This is a genomic window from Novosphingobium huizhouense (assembly GCF_020179475.1).
Taxonomy (GTDB): domain Bacteria; phylum Pseudomonadota; class Alphaproteobacteria; order Sphingomonadales; family Sphingomonadaceae; genus Novosphingobium; species Novosphingobium huizhouense.
Genome location: NZ_JAILXZ010000001.1, coordinates 954985 through 975235 on the forward strand (window position 1 = coordinate 954985; position 20251 = coordinate 975235).

General features: G+C 69.9%; 20 protein-coding genes. 8 read left to right on the forward strand and 12 right to left on the reverse strand.

The genetic code is table 11. From position 1 onward, the window contains the following. Positions 1 to 4 precede the first annotated feature (4 nt). The 7 genes from K3A85_RS04670 to K3A85_RS04700 form a co-directional block, all read right to left on the reverse strand. Positions 5 to 1189: a hypothetical protein gene (locus K3A85_RS04670; protein WP_225205325.1), complete on the reverse strand. Its 1185-nt coding sequence runs from the start codon at positions 1187 to 1189 to the stop codon at positions 5 to 7. Then, positions 1186 to 1851: an ABC transporter ATP-binding protein gene (locus K3A85_RS04675; RefSeq protein WP_225205326.1), complete on the reverse strand. Its 666-nt coding sequence runs from the start codon at positions 1849 to 1851 to the stop codon at positions 1186 to 1188. The genes K3A85_RS04670 and K3A85_RS04675 overlap by 4 nt, the downstream gene beginning before the upstream one ends. After that, on the reverse strand, positions 1848 to 2660 hold the full coding sequence (locus K3A85_RS04680; protein ID WP_225205327.1) for an ABC transporter permease: 813 nt from the start codon (positions 2658 to 2660) through the stop codon (positions 1848 to 1850). The genes K3A85_RS04675 and K3A85_RS04680 overlap by 4 nt, the downstream gene beginning before the upstream one ends. Positions 2661 to 2754: 94 nt before the next feature. Then, positions 2755 to 3609, reverse strand: coding sequence for a 3-deoxy-8-phosphooctulonate synthase (gene kdsA, locus K3A85_RS04685; protein WP_225206004.1), 855 nt, complete (start codon positions 3607 to 3609; stop codon positions 2755 to 2757). Positions 3610 to 3625: 16 nt separating this feature from the next. Next, the gene (kdsB, locus tag K3A85_RS04690) at positions 3626 to 4444 is read right to left on the reverse strand and encodes a 3-deoxy-manno-octulosonate cytidylyltransferase (RefSeq protein WP_225205328.1); all 819 of its coding nucleotides are present in this window, start codon (positions 4442 to 4444) and stop codon (positions 3626 to 3628) included. Positions 4445 to 4452: 8 nt separating this feature from the next. Further along, positions 4453 to 5517 (reverse strand): KpsF/GutQ family sugar-phosphate isomerase, encoded by a 1065-nt coding sequence (locus K3A85_RS04695; RefSeq protein WP_225205329.1) that lies wholly within the window; start codon positions 5515 to 5517, stop codon positions 4453 to 4455. A gap of 199 nt (positions 5518 to 5716) precedes the next feature. Next, on the reverse strand, positions 5717 to 6763 hold the full coding sequence (locus K3A85_RS04700) for a phytanoyl-CoA dioxygenase family protein (protein WP_318248063.1): 1047 nt from the start codon (positions 6761 to 6763) through the stop codon (positions 5717 to 5719). A 166-nt stretch (positions 6764 to 6929) separates the two neighbouring features. On the opposite strand from K3A85_RS04700, the gene K3A85_RS04705 reads away from it, so the two are divergent. Continuing rightward, positions 6930 to 7955, forward strand: coding sequence for an NAD-dependent epimerase (locus tag K3A85_RS04705; RefSeq protein WP_318248064.1), 1026 nt, complete (start codon positions 6930 to 6932; stop codon positions 7953 to 7955). 41 nt (positions 7956 to 7996) lie between these two features. On the opposite strand, the gene K3A85_RS04710 is transcribed toward K3A85_RS04705, so the two are convergent. Then, on the reverse strand, positions 7997 to 8356 hold the full coding sequence (locus K3A85_RS04710) for a response regulator (protein ID WP_225205331.1): 360 nt from the start codon (positions 8354 to 8356) through the stop codon (positions 7997 to 7999). A gap of 172 nt (positions 8357 to 8528) precedes the next feature. Here K3A85_RS04710 and K3A85_RS04715 point away from each other — a divergent pair, with 172 nt between their 5' ends. The 6 genes from K3A85_RS04715 to K3A85_RS04740 all read left to right on the forward strand — a co-directional run bounded on the left by K3A85_RS04715 (position 8529) and on the right by K3A85_RS04740 (position 15811). Next, complete coding sequence (locus K3A85_RS04715) at positions 8529 to 9332, forward strand: TonB family protein (RefSeq protein ID WP_225205332.1); 804 nt, start codon at positions 8529 to 8531, stop codon at positions 9330 to 9332. A 224-nt stretch (positions 9333 to 9556) separates the two neighbouring features. Continuing rightward, entirely contained in the window at positions 9557 to 11953 is a 2397-nt protein-coding gene (locus tag K3A85_RS04720) for a glycosyltransferase family 4 protein (RefSeq protein ID WP_225205333.1), read from the forward strand. Continuing rightward, positions 11940 to 13226, forward strand: coding sequence for a glycoside hydrolase family 130 protein (locus K3A85_RS04725; protein ID WP_225206006.1), 1287 nt, complete (start codon positions 11940 to 11942; stop codon positions 13224 to 13226). Before K3A85_RS04720 ends, K3A85_RS04725 begins: the two co-directional genes overlap by 14 nt. A 46-nt stretch (positions 13227 to 13272) precedes the next feature. Continuing rightward, positions 13273 to 14313 carry a mannose-1-phosphate guanylyltransferase gene (locus tag K3A85_RS04730; RefSeq protein WP_225205334.1) on the forward strand — a complete coding sequence of 347 codons (1041 nt, stop codon included), beginning with the start codon at positions 13273 to 13275 and terminating at the stop codon, positions 14311 to 14313. Between the two features lie 7 nt (positions 14314 to 14320). Then, positions 14321 to 15136: a class I mannose-6-phosphate isomerase gene (locus K3A85_RS04735; RefSeq protein ID WP_225205335.1), complete on the forward strand. Its 816-nt coding sequence runs from the start codon at positions 14321 to 14323 to the stop codon at positions 15134 to 15136. A 231-nt stretch (positions 15137 to 15367) separates the two neighbouring features. Beyond that, positions 15368 to 15811 (forward strand): DUF2721 domain-containing protein, encoded by a 444-nt coding sequence (locus tag K3A85_RS04740; RefSeq protein WP_225205336.1) that lies wholly within the window; start codon positions 15368 to 15370, stop codon positions 15809 to 15811. 10 nt (positions 15812 to 15821) lie between these two features. Here the strand turns inward: K3A85_RS04740 and K3A85_RS04745 are convergent, their stop codons facing one another. From K3A85_RS04745 to K3A85_RS04760, 4 genes are all read right to left on the reverse strand, one after another. Beyond that, positions 15822 to 16127 carry a polyhydroxyalkanoic acid system family protein gene (locus K3A85_RS04745; protein ID WP_225205337.1) on the reverse strand — a complete coding sequence of 102 codons (306 nt, stop codon included), beginning with the start codon at positions 16125 to 16127 and terminating at the stop codon, positions 15822 to 15824. Then, positions 16124 to 16885, reverse strand: a complete 762-nt coding sequence (locus tag K3A85_RS04750; RefSeq protein ID WP_225205338.1) for a hypothetical protein — start codon at positions 16883 to 16885, stop codon at positions 16124 to 16126. Before K3A85_RS04750 ends, K3A85_RS04745 begins: the two co-directional genes overlap by 4 nt. Beyond that, positions 16885 to 18093 carry a toxic anion resistance protein gene (locus K3A85_RS04755; protein ID WP_225205339.1) on the reverse strand — a complete coding sequence of 403 codons (1209 nt, stop codon included), beginning with the start codon at positions 18091 to 18093 and terminating at the stop codon, positions 16885 to 16887. Before K3A85_RS04755 ends, K3A85_RS04750 begins: the two co-directional genes overlap by 1 nt. Positions 18094 to 18223: 130 nt before the next feature. Beyond that, positions 18224 to 19132 (reverse strand): enoyl-CoA hydratase-related protein, encoded by a 909-nt coding sequence (locus K3A85_RS04760; RefSeq protein ID WP_225205340.1) that lies wholly within the window; start codon positions 19130 to 19132, stop codon positions 18224 to 18226. A 161-nt stretch (positions 19133 to 19293) separates the two neighbouring features. Between K3A85_RS04760 and K3A85_RS04765 the strand changes: the two genes are divergently transcribed. Continuing rightward, positions 19294 to 20106 carry an SDR family NAD(P)-dependent oxidoreductase gene (locus K3A85_RS04765; RefSeq protein WP_225205341.1) on the forward strand — a complete coding sequence of 271 codons (813 nt, stop codon included), beginning with the start codon at positions 19294 to 19296 and terminating at the stop codon, positions 20104 to 20106. Positions 20107 to 20251 lie beyond the last annotated feature (145 nt).

The following is a 20251-nucleotide window of genomic DNA, read 5'->3' on the forward strand; positions in this document are numbered from 1 at the left end:
CCTGTCAATCGAAATGGTCGCGGACAATGGAGACGAGCAGCAGGCCGATGCCCGCAAGCAGGAAGGCGACGAGCGTGAAGACCAGCGTGTTGTAGGCGCGCCGCGGCTGCTCGGAGATTTCCGGGGTCGTCGGCGATTGCAGGATCGAGATCTTCTTGACCGTGCGCGCGGCGTCGATCCGGCCCTTTTCCAGCGCGGCGAGGGTGGTCTGGTACATCGCCTGGGTGAAGGCCGCTTCCTGCTGCAGCCGCTGGAACTTCTCGGTCGTGCGGTTGAGCGCGCCGTTCGACGGCGCGGTCGCCTGCTCGCGCTCGCTGGCGATCTGCGCGTCGATCGCGGCGATCTGCTGGCGCATCGAAACCACGTCGGGGTGGTCGGGCACGAGGTACGACTGCATCGTCGCCATCTGCGTCTGCAGCGCGCTCTTGCGCGCCTGGAGCTGGGTGATGATCCCGGCGACCGAGCGCAGCGTGTCTTCGGGCGAGACCAGGCCCTCGCGGTTCTGGAACGCGATCACCGCCTGGCGCGCGCGCTGGTTGCGCTCGCTCATCCTCGCGACTTCGCCCTCGAGGAAATCGACCTGCGCCTGCGCCAGCTTGTGGTCGCTTTCGTTCATGAAGGCTTCGCCCTCGCGCAGCATCTCGGTGACGATCTCGCGCGCGGTGACGGGGTCGAAGGCCTCGGCGCTGATCTCGAGCACGCCGTCGTAGTCGTCGTAGTCGATGCGCACGCGGTTCTGGAAGTAGTCCTCGAACGGCTCGATCGGGGTCGTGGCCGACCACAGCCGCGACAAGGGGTCGCGGTGCCAGTCGCTGTAGTGCTGGCGCAAGTGCAGCTTGGCGTCGAGCTTGCGCAGCATGTCGTGCGACAGCAGGTGGTCGCGCAGCAGCATCTGGTCCGACCGCGCTCCGCTCGACGAGAAGCCCGAGAGCAGCCCGCCGAAGTCGGGCCCGCCGCCGGGCAGCTGGGTGCGCTGCACCACCACGTTGGCGTGCGAAACGTAGCGGTCCGACGCGATCAGCAGCCAGTAGATCGCGCCGAGCAGGCTGGCGAGCGTGGCCAGCCCCAGCACGACATTGCGGATCCGCCGCGCCGTCCAGGGCCCGCGCACCAGCGCGCGCGGCCGGATGCGGAAGCGTTCGCGCGGGGCGTCCGGTTCGGCCTGGAGCAGGGGTGTCTCGGCATTCATTGCTCTGTCGATTCCTTGTAGGCCTTCAACGCATCCTCGAGATCGTCGAACCAGTGGGCCTTGCCATTGGAGAGGAACATTCCGGCCGTGCAGAACTTGCGCAAGGTGCCGGGATCGTGGCTGACCATGATGACGCTGGCTTCGTTGGCGCGGCGGCGGAACTCGTCGGCGGCGCGCTTGCGGAACGCCGCATCGCCGGCCGAGGTCGCCTCGTCCGAGATGTAGACGTCGAAGTCGAAGGCCAGCGAAATGGCAAAGCGCAGCCGCGCCGCCATGCCGCTGGAGTAGGTGCGGATCGGCTCGTCGAACGCCTTGCCCAGCGCCGCGAACTCCTCGATCCGCGCCATCCGCTCGGGGATGTCGTCCTCGTGGCCGTGGATGCGGCAGACGAACTTCGCATTCTGCCGCGCGGTCAGCGTGCCCTGCAGCCCGCCGCCGAAGCCCAGTGGCCAGGACACGCGGCAGCGCCGCTCCACTTCGCCGCGGGTCGGCTTGTCCACGCCGGCAAGGATGCGCAGCAGCGTCGACTTGCCCGCGCCGTTCGAGCCGACCAGGCCGACACTCAGCCGCGGCGGGATGGTGAAGCTCACGTCGTCGATCACCCAGCGCCCGGCGCCGTGCGCGGTGACGTAGCGTTTCGACAGGTTGCGGGCGATGATCATCGTTCGGCGATCCTGAAGGCGAAGCGGATCTGCAGCGCAAGGCCTAGGAACACCGTCACGCCGGCCCAGGCGAAAAGATAGGTCGGGTCGGTCTCGGGCACCGCATCGTAGCTGCGCGAGATCGCCGAGCGCGCCATCTCGACCCCGTGGGCGATCGGGTTGAGCATCAGCACCTGGCGGATCGGCTGCGACAGGCTGGAGATCGGGAAGATCACGCCCGACACCAGGTACAGCGGCCGCAGCACGATCTGCAGCAGCAGCTTCAATTCGCGCACCAGCGAGGTCAGCGCCGAGACGATCATGCCGAAGCCGAACCCGAACAGCCACATGCCCGCCAGCGCGCCGAGCATCTCGAGCGGATAGTCGGGCTGGAACGGATGGCCCCAGACCTCGACCAGCGCGATCAGCAGCAGCCAGGTCACCACGCTCATCGTCGCCTCGAGCAGCGCGCGGGCGATCAGCGTGTCGATCGGCTTGACCTGGCGATAGGCGAAGAGCGCGCTGTTGTCGTTGGCGACATTGGCGACGCCATCGGCGGTCTTGCGGAAGATGAAGTAGGCCTGCAGGCCGACCATGACCCAGATCGCGGTGTCGAGCTCGCCCACCTTGTGCACGCGGATGACGCTGTAGAGCACCATCAGGTAGAGCACGTGGAACACCGGCTCGACCAGCACCCAGATCCACGAGACGCGGCTGGCGAACAGCTTGGCTTCGGCCTCGCGCAGGATCAGCGCGCGCCAGACCCCGAGCGTGACCTGCAGCTGCGATCGAGATGCGCCAGAAGCTATGACCGAACTCCCCAGTGCCACGCATCCGCGCCGGAATCCGGCAGCGAACGCGACGTCTCCAAGCGGCGCTCCGGTCGGTCCTCCCCCACGCCCCGGCGCGCGCTTAGCGTAACGCTCATCGGCTTGCCAGCCCGGATTGCGCTGCACCGTGCGCGCAGTCGGCAATTCGTCGCAGATCGTCGACCAGCGCCGGCAGCTCGGCGAGCGGCACCGCGTTGGGTCCGTCGGACAGCGCCTGCGCCGGATCGGGGTGCGTTTCCAGGAACAGCCCGGCGACCCCCACCGCCACCGCCGCGCGCGCCAGCGGCGCGACGAATTCGCGCCGTCCGCCCGAACTCGTCCCGTTGGCGCCGGGCAACTGCACCGAATGGGTCGCATCGAACACCACCGGGCAGCCGGTCCGGCGCATCTCGACGAGCGCGCGCATGTCGACGACGAGGTTGTTGTAGCCGAAGCTCGTGCCGCGCTCGCAGACCGCGATCGCCGGCTCGGCAAGACCCGCCGCGCGCGCCGCGGCGCGCGCCTTCTCGACCACCGGGACCATGTCGAGCGGCGCCATGAACTGCGCCTTCTTGATGTTGGCGGGCCGCCCGCTCGCGCCCACCGCGGCGATGAGGTCGGTCTGCCGGGCAAGGAACGCCGGGGTCTGCAGCATGTCGACCACTTGCGCCACCGGCGCCACCTGGCTTGCCTCGTGGACGTCGGTCAGGACCGGCAGGCCGGTCTCGGCGCGGACCTTTTCGAGCACGCGCAGGCCCGCTTCCATGCCGATCCCGCGATAGCCGCTGCCCGAGCTGCGGTTGGCCTTGTCGAAGCTCGCCTTGAACACCACCAGCAGGCCGGTCTGGCCGGCGAGCCGGCGCAGCGCCTCGGCCACTTCAAGGCACAGCGCCTCGCTTTCGATCACGCAGGGTCCGCAGATCAGGAACGGGGGAAGGCCGATCCCGACCTCGCGCCCGAGCAGGTTCATGACCGCCATCGCTCGCTCACTCCAGCCCGTGCGCGGCCATGATCGCCTCGATCACGGGCGCATCGCCGGGATTGTTCAGCTCGACCAGGTCCCAGGCCGGCATCGGGCATACCGCAAGTCCGACGCGAATGCCCGCATCGAGGAAGCGCAGCTGCTCGAGCCCTTCCAATTCCTCCAGCGGCGACGGCGGCAGCGCGGCATAGGCGGCGAGCGCCGCGGGGCGATAGGCGTAGAGCCCGGCGTGGAGATGGACCGCGCCGGGCCGCTCGGCGAGCGCGTTCTGCGGCACGAACGGGATCACCCGCTTGGAAAAGTAGAGCGCATCGCCCGCCGCGTCGAACACCACGGTGGTGCCGCCGACGCGGCCCGCGGCCTGGTCCTCGACCAGCGCGCGCAGCATCGTCGGCGTGCAGGGCAGAGCGGGGGTGCACACCGGCAGCGTCGGATCGGCCCGCATCCGCCCGATCAGCGCCGAGACCAGCGCGGGCGGGGTGAGCGGCGCATCGCCCTGCAGGTTGACGACGATCTCCACCTCTTCGCCGAGCGCTGCGAGCGCGGCGGCGCAGCGCTCGGTGCCGTTGCGGCAGTGCTGCGGGGTCATCACCACTTCGGCGCCGAAGCCGCGGGCGCAGGTCGCGATCTCGTCGCAATCGGTGGCGATCACCACCCGCGCGGCTTCGGACACGCGGCAGGCGGCGCGCCAGCTGCGCTCGACGAGCGGCCGCTGCGCGCCGTCCGCGCCGCGCAGCAGCGCGAGCGGCTTGCCCGGGAAGCGGCTCGAGGCGAACCGGGCGGGCACGACGACCAGGACGCGGGGATCGGCAGGCGCGGGCATGCGGTCGGTCAGACGGGTCCGGGCGCTGCGAAGTCGTGGATGTGGACGATGCCGACCGGGCGCCCGGCCTGGCCCTCGCGCCGCGCGCCGGCCGGGGCATCGACCACGAACAGCGCGGTGATGCGGCTTTCGGCCAGCACCGCGAGCGCATCGCCGGCGCGGGCGCCGACCTCGATCGTCTTGGGGCGCCGGGTCATCACCTCGCGCGCGGTCGAGGTCAGCAGCCGGTCGACATGGCGGCGCAGGTCGCCGTCGGTGATCACCCCGATCAGCATGCCCTCGTCGTCGACCACCCCTGCGATCCCGAGGCTCTTTTCGGTCATCGTCACCAGCACCTCGCGCATCGGCCGGTCGGGCGCGACCAGCGGCAGGTGCTCGGCGCCGCGCATGAAGTCGGCGATGGGCATCAGCCGCGCGCCGATCGCGCCGCCCGGATGGAGCGCCTGCAGCCGTTCGCGCGTCACCCCGCGGGCGCGCATCGCCGCCACCGCGAGCGCGTCGCCGAGCGCCAGCATCAGCGTGGTCGAGGTCGTCGGCGCGATGTTGGCGGGGCACGCCTCGCGCGCCTGGGGCAGCATCAGCGCGACGTCGGCGCGCCGGATCACCAGCGATTCGGCGCGCGAGGCCATGCCGATCACCGCGCAGCCGAGCGCGGCTGCGTGGGCGAGGATCGGGCGCAGCTCGGCGGTGTTGCCCGAATTGGACACGACCAGCAGCGTGTCGCCGGCGACCAGCATCCCGAGATCGCCGTGCGCCGCTTCGGCCGGGTGGACGAAGATCGCCGGGGTTCCGGTCGCGGCGAAGGTCGCGGCGATCTTGCGGCCGATGTGGCCTGACTTGCCCATGCCGGTGACGACCACGCGCATCGGCGTTGCAAGGATGGTGCGCACCGCTTCGGCAAAGCGCTCGTCGAGCATCGCCGACAGGTCGCCCAGCGCCTTGGCCTCGGTCTGGATGACCGTGCGCCCGTGGCTGAGCAGTTCGACCGTGGAAACGGCGGGCGACGCATCGGCGGCGCGCGTGGCCGCGGCCTTGCGTGCTGCGTTCCCCGGCGTGTCGGCTTTGCTCAGCATGGGCGCATCCTGTCGTTTCTTGACCGAAAAATTACCATCGGTCGCATTGCGCTAGCACCACGCCCCCTAACTTTTTGCAAGGGGGGTAACCAACCGAACCCTGCCTTTGCTTTCCCGGCCGTTACGCCGCCGGACGATGCGCGAAGGCATGCCCGCGCGGCGCGTCCGGCACTGTCCGGACGGGCCGGGTATGATGGCATTATGACGGTTCCGTGTCGAAAGGACCACGATTGCCGGCTTTTCGCCAGGGCTGCCCGATCCATCGGGCGAGCAGATCGCGGCCGCGCCAGTAGGCCGTGACCCGCCGCTCGTTGATCGCGGCGATCGCGGCGAAGTCGGGCGCGTGCCAGGGGACGAACGGATTGTGCCGCGAATAGGCCCAGACTTCGGTCCGGCGCGAGGGGCGCGCCGAAGGGCCGCGCGCATGGAAGCCGAAGGTGTCGGCCACGACCAGCGTGTTGGCCGGCACCGCGAGGCGACGCGGCGGCGGCAGGCGCATCGCGACGAGGTCCTCGTCGGTGACGCGGAACGAGCCGCGCGCGGTCAGCCGCTCGGCCTGCGCCGCCGACAGGCTCATCCGCCGCTCCCACGCCAGCCGTTCCGGGGTCAGCCGGTGCGAACCGGGGACATAGGTCAGCGGCCCTTCGTCCTCGGCCACGTCGTCGAGGAACAGCCAGGCCTTGGCCGAGGGCTGGAAGGCATCGGCGTGGAGCCGCAATTGCGGGTCGCTCGACCCGCCGCCCGCCGCGCCGCCGGCGCCGGCGCCCTGCCGCGCGAGGATCGTCTGGACATAGGCGACCGGTTCGGCATCGAAGCTCGAGACATGGCGGATCAGCCCCTGCCATTCGGGATGGCGGGAAAGCGCGCGCAGTTCGGGCACCGCGCCGAGCAGCGCGGGGTCGAGCGCGAAGCGGCGGGTCACCGCATCGCCCTGGCGCATGTCGCGGCAGGGCCCGCGCCATGCGGCAAGTCCCTCGCGCAGCCTGGCGAACAGCGCCGGGGGCAGGAAATCGTGGCGCACGACGAGGCCGTCGCGGGCGAAAGCCTCGCGGTCCTCGGCGCGGATGCGGCCCGCGGTGGCCCGCCGCCGCCGCTCGGCCAGCGCATGGGCCGCGCGCACCCGGGCGGTGTGGAGCCCCGCCTCGTTCAGCCGTCGCGAACCGATCAGCGGGTGGTCGACGAAGCTTTTCGCCCCGGTCGCGAGGCTGGCCGTCCACCAGGGAAGCAGCAGGGTGGTTCGCAGCATTCCGGTCATCCCGCCTGTTGATGCCCCGCGCGGACCTTGCGCGCAATCGATATTGAGGCCTGATCGGAGGGACCGCAGTTGGCTTTGCCTTGCGCCGGTGGCTCGCCTAGAGCGACAACGACGCGCCGGCATCGCGATGGCCGGCGGGCGGGGACGGAGTGAGGACGTGGCGATACTCGTGACCGGCAATGCCGGCTTCATCGGCTTCCATACGGCAAAGGCGCTGCTCGAGCGCGGCGACGACGTGGTCGGCTTCGACGTGGTCAACGACTACTACGACCCGGCGATCAAGGAGGCGCGGCTGCGCATCCTCGAGGAGACCGCGCGCCGCACCAATGCCGGCTACAGCTTCGTGCGCGCCAACCTCGCCGACCGCGCCGCGGTGGAGGAGGCCTTCGCCCGCCACGACATCCGCCGCGTGGTCAATCTCGCGGCGCAGGCAGGGGTGCGCTACTCGATCGAGAACCCGCACGCCTATGTCGAGAGCAACATCGTCGGCTTCACCAACATCCTCGAAGCCTGCCGCCACGGCGGCGTCGAGCACCTCGTCTATGCCTCGACCAGCTCGGTCTACGGCGCCAACAAGGCGATGCCGTTCAGCGAGCACGTCGGCGTCGACCACCCCTTGCAGTTCTACGCCGCGACCAAGAAGGCGAACGAGCTGATGGCGCACAGCTACAGCCACCTCTACCGCCTGCCGACGACCGGCCTGCGCTTCTTCACCGTCTACGGTCCGTGGGGGCGGCCCGACATGGCGCTGTTCCTGTTCGCCAGGAACATCATCGCGGGCAAGCCGATCGACGTGTTCAACTACGGCAACCACACCCGCGACTTCACGTACGTGACCGACATCGTCGAAGGCGTGATCCGCGCGCTCGACCGGCCGGCGCAGCCCGATCCCGCGTGGGACGCCCGCAACCCCGATCCCGCCACCAGCGACGCGCCCTACCGCATCTACAACATCGGCAACAACGCGCCGGTGAAGCTCACCGAATACATCGAAGCGCTGGAAGAGGCGATCGGGCGCAAGGCGCAGCGCAACCTGCTGCCGCTCCAGGCGGGCGACGTGCCCGACACTTTCGCCGACGTGTCCGATCTCGAGCGCGATCTCGGCTACAAGCCGCGCACCAGCGTGCGCGACGGCGTCGCCGCCTTCGTCGACTGGTATCGCCGCTACGAAGGCCTTGCCTGAGGCGGCGTGCGGGCGCGAAAGCGGGCGCCGCTTCGCGCCGTTCAGGCCGCGCGCGTGGTCGGCGCCATCGCCACCAGCGCCTTCTTCAGCGCATCGATGCTGACCGGCTTGACCAGCAGCGGCGCCTCGGGCGCATCGTCCGATTCCTCGAGCGAGGCGTGCCCGCTGAGGTAGTAGAAGGGCGTGCCCATCTCCTGCAGCCGCCGCGCGACCGGCGCCGAGGTGGTGTCGCGGCCGAGCGAGAAGTCGAGCAGCGCGCAGTCGATCTCGCGGTCGCCGAGCACCGACAGCGCCTGGTCGACCGTCGCGGCGGTGGTCACCGCCTCGTGGCCCAGGTCGGCGAGACTTTCCTCGAGCAGCATTGCGAGCAGCGGTTCGTCCTCGACGACCAGGATCTTCATACCATTCCTCACCGGGCGCAGGCCCGCTCTCGTTATAGTCGCATTTTCCGCATCAGCTGTGTCACAGTACACGATCGTAGAGGATATTAACCGGCGTTCGTCGGTTGGCGCAAACACGACATCGCATTTTTGGCAAAAATCATGTCGAACAGGGACTTGAGCAGGGAACCCGATGCGCAGGGATGATCGCCAGGAGCAGGCAGGCGGACCCGAATCCGAAGCCGCCGGGGCCCGCTTTGCCGACAGCGACCAGCTGGGCCGCTCGCCGCGTCTGCTGGCCCTGACGCTGGTGGCGATCGTCCATCTCGGCCTCGCGCTGATCGTGGTGCGCGGGCTCGGCGTGGCGGGGATGCTGCCCGAGCCGGTACGCCCGATGCTGGTGGCGACCGACATCCCGCTTGCGCCGCCTGCGCCAGCTCCCACGCCGACGCCGAGCACCCCGGCGACCGCCTCGCGCGAGGACGAGGGGCGCGAAGGCGCGGCCGGGCGCAAGGCCCGCGCGACCCAGGTCGTGGCGCCCAGGGCGCGGATCGTGGCGACGCCGCCGCCGCTTGCCGCCGCTCCGGTCGCAGGCAGCGGCAACGACACCCGCTCGGGCGCGCTGGCGGCGGGCGAGGGCAGCGGCGGCGGCGCGGCGGGGACGGGCACCGGCAGCGGCGGCAGCGGCAGTGGCGCCGGGGGGCGCCGGGTCGCGACGCGTCCGGTCAAGGTGGCCGGCGACATCACCTCGGCGCGCGACTACCCGCGCGAGGGGCGCGAGACGCGGCTCGGGCGCAGCGTGGTGATCATGCTGACGGTCGGAACCGACGGGCGCGTCGCCGGTTGCAGGATCTACCGGCCCAGCGGCGATGCCTCCGCCGACGCGGTGACGTGCCGGCTCGCCACCGAGCGGTTCCGCTTCCGTCCGGCTCTCGACCAGAACGGCAACCCGATCGAGGCGACCTTCGGCTGGGAGCAGCGCTGGTTCGCCCCCTGAGCCTGCCCGCGCGCGCCATTGCTGCACCTGCGAGCCGCAGTTTCTGGCTTTCCCCCCTTGAAACGAAGGTTTTGTGCGACAAAATCAGTCGGCACTGACCAAATCGTGCTGCAACGCACCGCAACTGAATCGCGTTTGCGGCGTTTGGTTCATCGTACGCACAGTTTCTGACCAGGTGTCACGAACCGCTCGGCGTGTCACAGACCATTCGGGGCCTGCCATCGATGACGATCGAACATCACACTGCTTTCGGCCGCCAGCGCCAGCCCACGGGCATGGCTGCGGTCCTGCCTTTCTTCGCCGATTCGCCCGCCAATGCGCCGCAACCGGCGACGCGTCCGCTGCGCCTTGCGCTGATCGGCGGCTTCCGCCCGCGCAAGTGCGGCATCGCGACCTTCACCACCGACCTGTTCGAGCAGATCGGCGCGCATCGCGCCGACGTCGCGGTCGACCTCCACGTGATCGACAGCCCGAGCGATCCGCACGCCTATCCTGACGCGCGCAGCGTGATCCTCGCCGACCGCGCCGAGGACTATCGCGTCGCCGCGCGGCGGATCAACGAAGACGGCGTCGATGCGGTCTGGCTGCAGCACGAATACGGCATCTTCGGCGGGCCCGAGGGCGACATGGTGCTCGACCTGGTCGACCGCGTCGCCGCGCCGCTGATCGTCACGCTCCATACCGTGCTGGCCGAGCCCAGCGCCGACCAGCGCCGCGTGCTCGAGCACATCCTGCGCCGGGCCAGCAAGGTCATGGTGATGAGCCACCATTCGCAGGGCCTGCTCGCGCGCGAATACGGCGTCGAGCGCAGCCGGATCGCGGTGATCGCGCACGGCGCGCCCGACCGCCCGTTCGGCCGCAGCGAACAGTTCAAGGCGCGGCTCGGCCTGTCCGGGCGGCCGGTGCTGATGACCTTCGGCCTGCTCGGCCCGGGCAAGGGGCTCGAGACGATGATCGAGGCGATGCCCGCGATCGTCGCGGCGCATCCGCAGGCGGTCTACCGCATCGTCGGCGCGACCCACCCCAACCTCGTCGCGCGCGAGGGCGAGGCCTATCGCGAGCGGCTGATGGCGCTTGCCGAACGGCTGGGCGTTGCCGCCAACATCGCTTGGGACAACCGCTTCCTCGATACCGAGGAACTGCTCGACGCGATCGAGGCCTGCGACATCTACGTCACCCCCTATCCCAACCTGCAGCAGTCGACCTCGGGCACGCTCAGCTATGCCGTCGCGCTGGGCAAGGCGGTGGTGGCGACGCCCTATGTCCACGCCACCGAACTGCTCGCCGACGAGGTCGGGCTGCTCGTGCCGCCGCGCTCGGCCGAGGCGCTGGGCAAGGCGGTCACCGGGCTGCTCGACCATCCCGCAAAGCTCGCGGCGATGCAGCGCCGCGCCTATGCCCGCGGGCGCGAGACGATCTGGCCGCGCTTTGCCGAGGCCACCGCCGGGCTGGTCGAGGAAGTCGCGGTAACCCTGCCGCGCGCCGCGCCGCTGCTCGCCACGCCCGGTTTCACCGGGGTGCGCGCGATGAGCGACGATACCGGCATGCTCCAGCACGCCATCGGCATCGTCCCCGACCGCCGCCACGGCTACTGCATCGACGACAACGTCCGCGCGCTGATCCTGATGGGCGAGGCCGACGCGGTGCCGCTCGCCGAGCGCCAGCGCTGGGCGACGGTCTATGCCTCGTTCATCCAGTACGCCTGGAATCCCGACGAGCAGCGCTTCCGCAACTTCATGGCGTTCGACCGGACCTGGTGCGAAAGCGTCGGCTCGGAGGACAGCAACGGCCGCACGCTGTGGGCGCTGGGCCATGCCATGGGCCATGCGCCCGATGCGGGCCTGCGCGCCTGGGCGCGGCAGTGGTTCGACATCGCGGTCGGCCCGCTGTCGGACGTTGGCTATCCGCGCGCGGTCGCCTTCACCATGCTCGGCGCGATCGAGGCGCTCAAGGTCGTGCCCGACCACCGCCGCGCGCGCGACCTCGTGCTGCACGGGGGCGAGATGCTGCACCGCCTGCTCCAGGCCGAGCGGCGGCCCGACTGGGCCTGGTTCGAGACCGTGCTCGGCTACGACAACCCGCGCATGCCGCAGGCGCTGATCGCGGCGGCGATGGTGATGGACCGCGCCGACTGGCTCGAAAGCGGGCTCGATTCGCTGCGCTTCATCTGCGGCCAGCAGATCTCGGCGAGCGGCCGCTTCCGTGCGATCGGTTCGGAGACCTTCCACCGCCCGTTCGAGAACATGCCCTTCGACCAGCAGCCGCTCGAGGCCTGGGCGGCGATCGACGCCGCCGCGACCGCCTTCGAGGCGACCGGCGACAAGGCCTGGCTCGACCATGCCGAGGCGGCCTATCGCTGGTATCTGGGCGAGAACGACCGCGGCGTGGTGCTGGGCGACATCGCCAGCGGGCGTTGCCGCGACGGGATTACGCCGCAGGGCGCGAACGAGAATTGCGGTGCCGAATCGATTCTGGCATTCCAGCTTTCGCATTACGCGATGCAGGCGCTTGCCCGCCGCGCCCGGCCGCAGGGCCAGGCCGCGACGGCCCCTGCGCGAATCCTGGGGAGTGCACTTGTCGACCGACCGCAGCAGGGCGCACACCAGCTTGCGAATTCTTGAGGAAAGACTCCACGCCGATCCTTCGCGGGTAGTCCTTCGGCCATTCCATCTGGGATGGTCGTCGGACACCGCGCAAGGCTCGCGCCCGGCGCGGCTGGTGGCCGACGTCCTCGCGCTCCCGGCGGCCGAGGCGGCCGAGGAGTATGCCCGCGTGCTCGTCGATTTCGAGGAGCGGCACTGGCAGACCGAACAGCTGTTCCTCGAGCGCTACCACGAGGTCGAGCAACGCCTCGGCCTCGACGGCAGCGCGATCGATGCGGTGCGCAAGAAGCTGATCGGCGCCTACTTCTGCCACGAATACACGTACGCCGCGGCCGCGCTGATGAACCCCAGCGTGGTCCCGCATCCCGACCAGTCGGGCATGTCGGGCGGCGCGGTGCGCTTCGTGATGTCGTTGCGCGCGGTGGGCGAGGGGCACATCAGCTCGATCGTGTTCCGCGAAGGCATCGCCAATGCCGACGGCAGCTTCCAGCTCTGGCCGCAGAGCCACTTCGCAACCGCGATGGGCATCGACGACACCTCGCTGGTCGATGCCGACAGCGCGGTGACGGTGCATCGCCACGCCGAATCGAGCCTGTCGAACTCGGTCATCTTCCCGATCACCGAGCAGCAGAAGGGCGGGCTCGAGGACTTGCGGCTGGTGCGCTTCGACCACGATGCGGCGGGCGGCGGCGACTACGAATGGATCGGCACCTATACCGCCTATTCGGGCAGCTCGATCCGCTCGGAACTGCTGCGCACGCGCGATTTCCGCGAATTCGTGCTCGAGCCGATCGAGGGCAGGGCCGGGCGTAACAAGGGCATGGCGCTGTTCCCGCAGAAGGTGAACGGGCGCTACTGCATGGTCGGGCGCCAGGACGGCAAGAACCTGTTCCTGATGTATTCGGACCGGCTCGACTGCTGGGACGACGACGGCGTGCTGCTGATGGAGCCGAAGTACCCCTGGGAGTTCATCCAGATCGGCAATTGCGGCGCGCCGATCCTGACCGATGCCGGCTGGCTGCTGCTCACCCATGGCGTGGGCGCGATGCGCAAGTACGCGCTCGGCTGCGCGCTGCTCGATCGCGACGATCCCTCGCGGGTGCTGGCGCGCAGCCGCACGCCGCTGCTGACCGCGATCGACGCGGACCGTTTTGGATATGTCCCGAATGTCGTCTACACCTGCGGCGCATTGAAGGTGGGCGATGCGCTGCTGGTTCCCTATGGTATATCCGACAGCGCCGTCGGTTTTGCGACCGCGACGATCGCCGAGATACTGCAACTGATGGAGTAACGCCCTGTTTCCAAAGGGCGCCACGCGGGGAAGAAGACGGGATTACATGAACGATATCATTCCGGTAGTGCTGTGCGGCGGCAGCGGCACCAGGCTCTGGCCCCGCTCGCGCAAGGCCAAGCCCAAGCCGTTCCTCCCGCTCGTCGGTGATTCGACGCTGTTCGAGGCGACCGTGCTGCGCTGCGACAAGGCGGCGGGCTTCGGCGATCCGGTGATCGTCACCGGCGCGGCGCACCTCGAGCATGTCGAGGCGCAGCTGCCCGACCGCGCGCACACCGCGATCATCGTCGAGCCCGAAGGCAAGAACACCGCCGCTGCGATCGCGCTCGCCGCGCTGCGCCTGCCCGAGGACGCGGTGATGCTGGTCTGCCCGAGCGACCACCACATCGGCGATGTCGCCGCGTTCCAGGCCGCGGCCCGCGAAGCGGCGGCGCTCGCCGCGCAAGGCTGGCTGGTCTCGTTCGGGATCGCGCCGACCGCGCCCGAGACCGGGTTCGGCTACCTCAAGCGGGGCGAGGCGATCGACGGGAGCGCCGGCGCCCGGGTCGAGAAGTTCGTCGAAAAGCCCAACCTCGAACGTGCGATCGAATTCCTCGGCCACGGCGGCTACTCGTGGAACGGCGGCATCTTCGCGTTCCGCGCCGGCACCTTCCTCGACGAGCTCGCGGCGCATCGCCCGGCGCTCCATGCCGCGGTCAAGGCCGCGGTCGATGCGGGCAGCGCCGAGGGCCTGCGCTTCCATCCCGATCCCGCGGCCTTCGCCCGGATCGAAAGCGAATCGGTCGACTACGCGGTGATGGAGAACACCAGCCGCGCGGCGATGGTCCCCGCCGTCATGGCCTGGTCGGACATCGGCAACTGGCAGGCGCTGCACGAAGCGCTCGAGCGCGACGCCGACGGCAACGCGGTGAGGGGCCCCGCCGAGCTGAAGGATTGCAGCAACGTCCTCGTCCATTCCGATGGCCCGCGCGTCAACGTGGTCGGCGCGTCGAACCTGATCGTCGTGGTCGACAAGGACGAAGTGCTGGTCTGCACGCCCGAGGGCGCGCAGGCCGTGGGCAAGCTGTCGGGCGCGGCGAACCAGTGAGGACGCGGTGAGCAAGCTGCCGATCCGCACCGTCGAGAAGCCCTGGGGCAAGGACGTTCTGCCCGCACCGTTCGTCGCGCCGCTGGACAAGCGGATCGGCGAGATCTGGTTCGAGCCGCCGGCCGAGGTGCCCTCGCTGCTGGTCAAGTACATCTTCACCAGCGAGAAGCTCTCGGTCCAGGTCCACCCCAGCGACGAACAGGCGGCCGCTTCGGGCGAGACCGAGGCGACCGGCTACGGCGGCAAGGAGGAGTGCTGGCTGGTGATCGACGCCGAACCGGGCGCGACGCTGGGCGTCGGCTTTGCCGGGCACGTCGATGCCGAAACGATGCGCGCCGCCGCGCTCGACGGCAGCATCGAGGACATGCTGGTGTGGCATCCGGTGGGGCCGGGCGACTTCTTCTACATCCCGGCCAACACCGTCCACGCGATCGGCGCGGGCGTCTCGCTGATCGAAATCCAGCAGAACTCGGACATCACCTACCGCCTCTACGACTACGGCCGCCCGCGCGAGCTCCATCTCGACAAGGGCATCGCGGTGTCGCGCGGCGAGCCGCTCGACCCGGCGCTGCGCAGGCACGTGCCGGAGCGCGGCACGGTCGAACTGGCGAGCGGCCGCTATTTCACCGCGCACCGCGTCGACGGCCTGCCCGACGAAACCTTGCGCGCCGCCTATGCCGGTCCGCTGCTGGTGATCCCGCGCGAGGGCGAGGTGCGGCTGGGCGACGAGGTGCTGCGCCCGGGCGACTGCGCCTCGGCCCCGGGCATCGCCGCGCTGACGTTGCCGGCGGACGGACGGTACATCTTGGTCAAGGCCGCCTGATCGGCCAACGCGCGTTCGGCGAGGCAGCGCTACCGCCTGCTTCATGCCGCCTGCCCTGAGCCTGTCGAAGGGCTGCTCTTCTCTTGCGTCGCTGCACGAAGCCCAAAGGCCAAGGACAGTCCTTCGACAAGCTCAGGACGGGCGGGGTGGGCTAATTGTGCGTTCGGACCTCGTCCTCATTCGTATCCGCACGTCTTGCGCAGCCGCGCGCATCGGGCGAAGCTTCGCGCCATGATCGCCCAGACCATCCAGCTCGCGCTGGCGCCGGTGTTCGTGCTGGTCGCCATCGGCAACATCATGAACATCCTGACGACGCGGCTCGGCCGCGTGGTCGACCGTTCGCGCACGTTGCAGCAGCTCCACGCCGACACCACCGGCGCGGCGCACGACGCCGTGGTGGTCGAGATGCGCTATGTCGATCGCCGCATCCAGCTGATCGGCCATGCGCTGCTGCTTCTGGTGCTGAGCGGCATCGCCATCGGCGTGACCGTCGGCACGCTGTTCGTGGGCGAGATGGCGGGGCGCGAGTTCCGCACCGCCACCGGCATCACCTTCTTCATCGCGATCGCGCTGCTGATGGTGGCGCTGGTCTATCTGCTGCTCGAGACGCGGCTCGTCTCGAGCACGCTGCGCCTGCCGCGAGCATTGCTCGAACTGCACCGCAAGGACCTGTGACCTCGCGCCCCTAGCGCAGCAGCTTGTCGCCCTTCTCGCGGATCGCGCCTTCGATCATGCCGCGCGCGAAACCGAGCCCGGCCGGGATCTCGACGTCGAACTCGATCGCCTTGTCCTGGATCTCGAGCGCGCAGGGAATGGCGAAGCCCATCGCGCTGACGTCCATCTTCAGGTGGTCCTCGTCGAGCCAGTGCATCGCGATCGACACCGCGCCGCCGAGCATGTCCGACGCCTTGCCCTCGGCTTCGCCGGCGCGCGCGTGGAGGCGGCGGCGGACCTCGTCCTTGCCGAGGGTGTGGGGAATCGAGACTTTCATGCAGGGTCCTTCGGCGCGACGAGCTGGGGCGCGCTGTCGAGCCCCTCGCCGTACTTGTAGTCGAGATAGCGGCCGCGCACCGCGAGCGCGTCGAGATCGCCGGCGGCAAGGGTGCGGCTGATCTCGTCGATTTCCTGGGCGATCTTGCCGAGCCCGTCGACCAGCTGCTGGTCGGCATCGCGACCGCCGCGCTGCTCCTTGCGCAAGTGCGGCGGGATCTTGCGCCAGCTTTCGACCATGCCGGGCAGGTGTTCGCCCACCAGCCGGCGCACCTCGCCGACCGGGGCGAGCGATCCGTCCAGCCCTTCGAGCTGAACCCCCAGGCCATCCAGCTGCACGCCGATGCGGTCGACCAGGTTCGCCGCCGGCGCGGGCAGCGCCGGGCGCTGCGCCTCGAGCCACAGCTCGGTGCGCGCGACCAGCGTGCGCGCGTCGCCGGTGTTGAGCGAGGCGAGGTCGGGCACCTTGAGCCGCGGATAGGTCGAGAAGAACCACGTCGCCGCGACCACCGCGAAGAACGTGACGACGAGCCCGGTGAAGCCGATCCCGTCGATCACCAGCCCGGCGACCATCGCCGCGGTCAGCACCGCCGCGATCGCCATCGCCACCCGCGCGACCTTGCGCGCGAGGTGCCGCCGGCGCACTTCGGCCGAGCGCTGGCCGATGGCGCGTCCTGTCACGCGCCGCCCGCCTTCGCGCTGGCGCACCAGCGACTGGCGCGCCTCGGCCAGGATTCGGTCGCTCTGCGAAGCGCTCATCAGCCCTCCAGCGACAGCAGCGGCGAGGTTTCAGGCCCCGACAGCGCCTTGGCCTGGGCCGCGCCTTCGGCCCGCGCGATATAGCCCTTCGACTTCTCGACTTCGCCCGAAAGCGTGTCGACGGTCTGCTTCATCGCATCCAGTGCCTTGAGCTTGAACGTGTCGATCGTGTCCATCGTGTCGTAGATGTTCTGGAAGGCGCGCTGCAGCGTCTCCATCGGGATCGTGCTCGAGGCGGCCATCTCGTGGATCTTGCCGGTGTTCTCGCGCAGCAGCTTGCCGGTCGAATCGATGATGTTGGCGGTGGTGGTGTTGAGCGCGGTGATCTGCGCCAGCACCAGCTTCTGGTTGGTCATCGCCTGCGCCACGGTGACTGCGGTGCGCAGCGCGGCGACGGTGGTCGTGCTGGCGCGGTCGACGCCCTTGACCAGTTCGACGTTGTTCTTCTTGACGAGGTCGAGCGCGAGGTAGCCCTGCACCGTCACCGCCATCTGCGTCAGCAGGTCCTGCGTGCGCTGGCGGGTGTAGAACAGCGCGCTCTCGCGGATCGCCTTGGCCTTGGCGGGATCGGAGTGGTCGAGATCGAGCGCGGCGTCCTCGAGCCGCTGGTCGAGCACCTTGGAGATGTGGATCATCTGCTCGAGGTTGCCCATCGCCTCCCACAGCTTCTGCCGCTCGACGTCGATCGCGGCGTTGTCCATCAACAGCTCGTCCTTGCCCGAGGCGAGGCGCTCGAGGATCGCCTTGATGTGCCCCTGCGCCGAGGTGTAGCCGTCGAAGTAGTTCTTGAGCTTGTTGCCGAAGGGCAGGATGCCGAGGAACTTGCGCCCGGACGAGAGATTGCCCTGGCGGCCGGGATCGAGGTCCTCGACCGTGCGGCGCAGCGCGGCGAGATCGGCGCCGACGCCGGTGTCCTTGTCCATCGCCCGGATCGGCCGGTCGAGGAAGCGGTTGGACATCCCCGCCGCGGCGCTGATCTCCTTGCGCCCCATCGCGGTCAGCTGGTCGACGCGCTTGCCGAATTCGGGGCTCTGCGCATCCTGCGCGACGAGGTCGGCGACGAAGGCGTCGACCTTGGCCTCGAGCTTGGACTTGGCGTCGTCGCTGACCGGCACCAGCCCCGCGGCCTGCGTCGGCGCGACCACCGGCACCGGCTCTGGCGGGGTGAGGGTGATCGGAGCGGCGGTATCGGTCGCGGTGCTGGCCATGATCTTCCTGTCGGTGGCGCAAGGGGCTGGCCGCCAAGATGGCGCTGGCGAGCCGAAGGTGCAAGCTGTGTTGTCGATGCAATACAGCCGTTGGTCGATCGGACGCGCCGGCAGCGCGCGGGCGGTGGGGTCAGCTCGCGTCGTCGTGCTCCGCGCCCGGGCCTGCCGCCTCCGGTCCGGCCCCCCGCCCCGCCCCCAGCCCCGCCCCCAGCCCCGCGCGGTAATCGCCGAAAGCCGCGTCGCGGGCGCTGAGCGCGCGGGTCAGGCCCTCGCGCACCTCGGCGAAGGCCTGCCGGCTGGTCGGCGTGGCGAGCGCGAGCGCCTGCATCTCCGTCCCCGCGCGGATAGCGGCGCGCAGGCCCATGATCTCCATCGCGCGGTGGACCGAGCGCTTGTTGATCGCCTGCACGTCGGCGGGCACCTGCGCCACCTGCACCGCCATCGCCACGACCGCCTCGTCGAGCCGGTCGGCGGGATAGGCGCGGTTGGCGAAGCCCAGGCGCACCGCCTCGTTGCCGTCGATCGCGTTGCCGGTCAGCATCATCTCCATCGCGCCGCGAAGGCCGCACAGCCAGGCGTGGAACTGGTTGTCGGGCGGGCTCATGTTGCGCACCGGCGGATAGCCGATCTGCGCATCCTCGGCGACGTAGACGAGGTCGCAGGCGGTGGCGAGCTCGGAGCCGCCGGCAAGGCACCAGCCGTGGACCTGCGCGATCACCGGCTTGGCGAGGTCCCAGATGCGGAAGGCGCCTTCGACCACGTGGCGCGCCCAGTGCCCGGCGCCGGGCGCGGTGTGGTAGGGAAACGGCGGCTCGGCCCCGCCCGCCAGATCGTAGCCTGCCGAAAAGCACGGACCCGCGCCGCGCAGGATGGTGACGCGCACCGCATCGTCGCCGTCACCCGCCTCGAGCAGGTCGAACAGCCGCGCACGCAGCGGGTTGGACAGCGCATTGCGCTTCTCCGGCCGGTTGAGCGTCAGGCGGCGCACGCCGTCCGCGGGGAAATCGACCAGCACGAGGTCGTGGCTGTCAGCGGTCATGGGCCTCTCCGTGGTTTGCGGCCAAGCGTGGCGGCGCGCCCGGCGTGCGTCAACGGTTGCGCAACCTGATCCAAGTGCGAGTGCATGGCGCGGCAAGGCGCACCTATCACCGGCGCAAAGGCGCGCGGCGAACGGTCGGCCGGCGATACGGGAGAGACGCGATGGCAGGGCAAGGGCGGCTCGAGGGCAAGCGGGCGATCGTGCTCGGCGCGGCGGGCAAGGACAACATGGGGCAGGTCATCGCCCGGCGGCTGGTGGCTGAAGGCGCGATTGTCCTGGTCGCCGGGCGCAAGCCGGAATACCTCGAGCAATTCGTCGCGGCGCATCCGGGCCAGGGCTTCATGGCGCTGTGCGACATCACCAGCCGCGCCGACAACAAATCGCTCGCCGCCGCCGCCCTCGCGCAGATGGGCGGGGTCGACATCGCGGTCAACGCCACCGGCTGGGGCCTGCTCAAGCCCTTCCTCGACACCACCGAGGACGAGATCCAGCGCATTTCGGACCTGCAGTTCAAGGGGCCGTACATGTTCTTCCAGGCGATGATCGAGGCAATGCGCGAGGGCGGCTCGATCGTGCAGATCTCGTCGGCGACGGCGACGATCATGCTCAACGACCACGCCGCCTACATGGGCACCAAGGCCGGCACCGATCACGTGATCCGCTGCATCGCCAACGAGTTCGGCGCGCAGGGAATCCGCGCCAATTCGATCTCGCCGGGCCTGACCGAGACCCCGATGACCGCCGAGGCGGCGCAGACGCCGGGGCTGTGGGAGGCGTTCCTGCCGTCCTATCCGCTCGGCCGGGTGGGCACGGCCGAGGACATCGCCGCGGCGGTCGTCTGGCTCGCCTCGGACGAATGCTTCATGACCGGGCAGAATCTCCAGGTGAACGGCGGGCTGACGCTGCGCCGCAATCCGTGGAAGGAGGAGATCGCCGCTTCGGTGGCGGCGGCGATCGGCGCGCAGGACGGCTGAGCGCCCGCCGCGACGCGGTAACGCTTTGCAACAAAAGCTTGCCCCCGACGCTTCGCGCTTGTCCGGGGCGGCCGGCTGCGTCACTATCTCTCGATAAGCAAGGCCGCCCGGCAAGGGCGGACCGACACGGGAGACCGACAGCCTG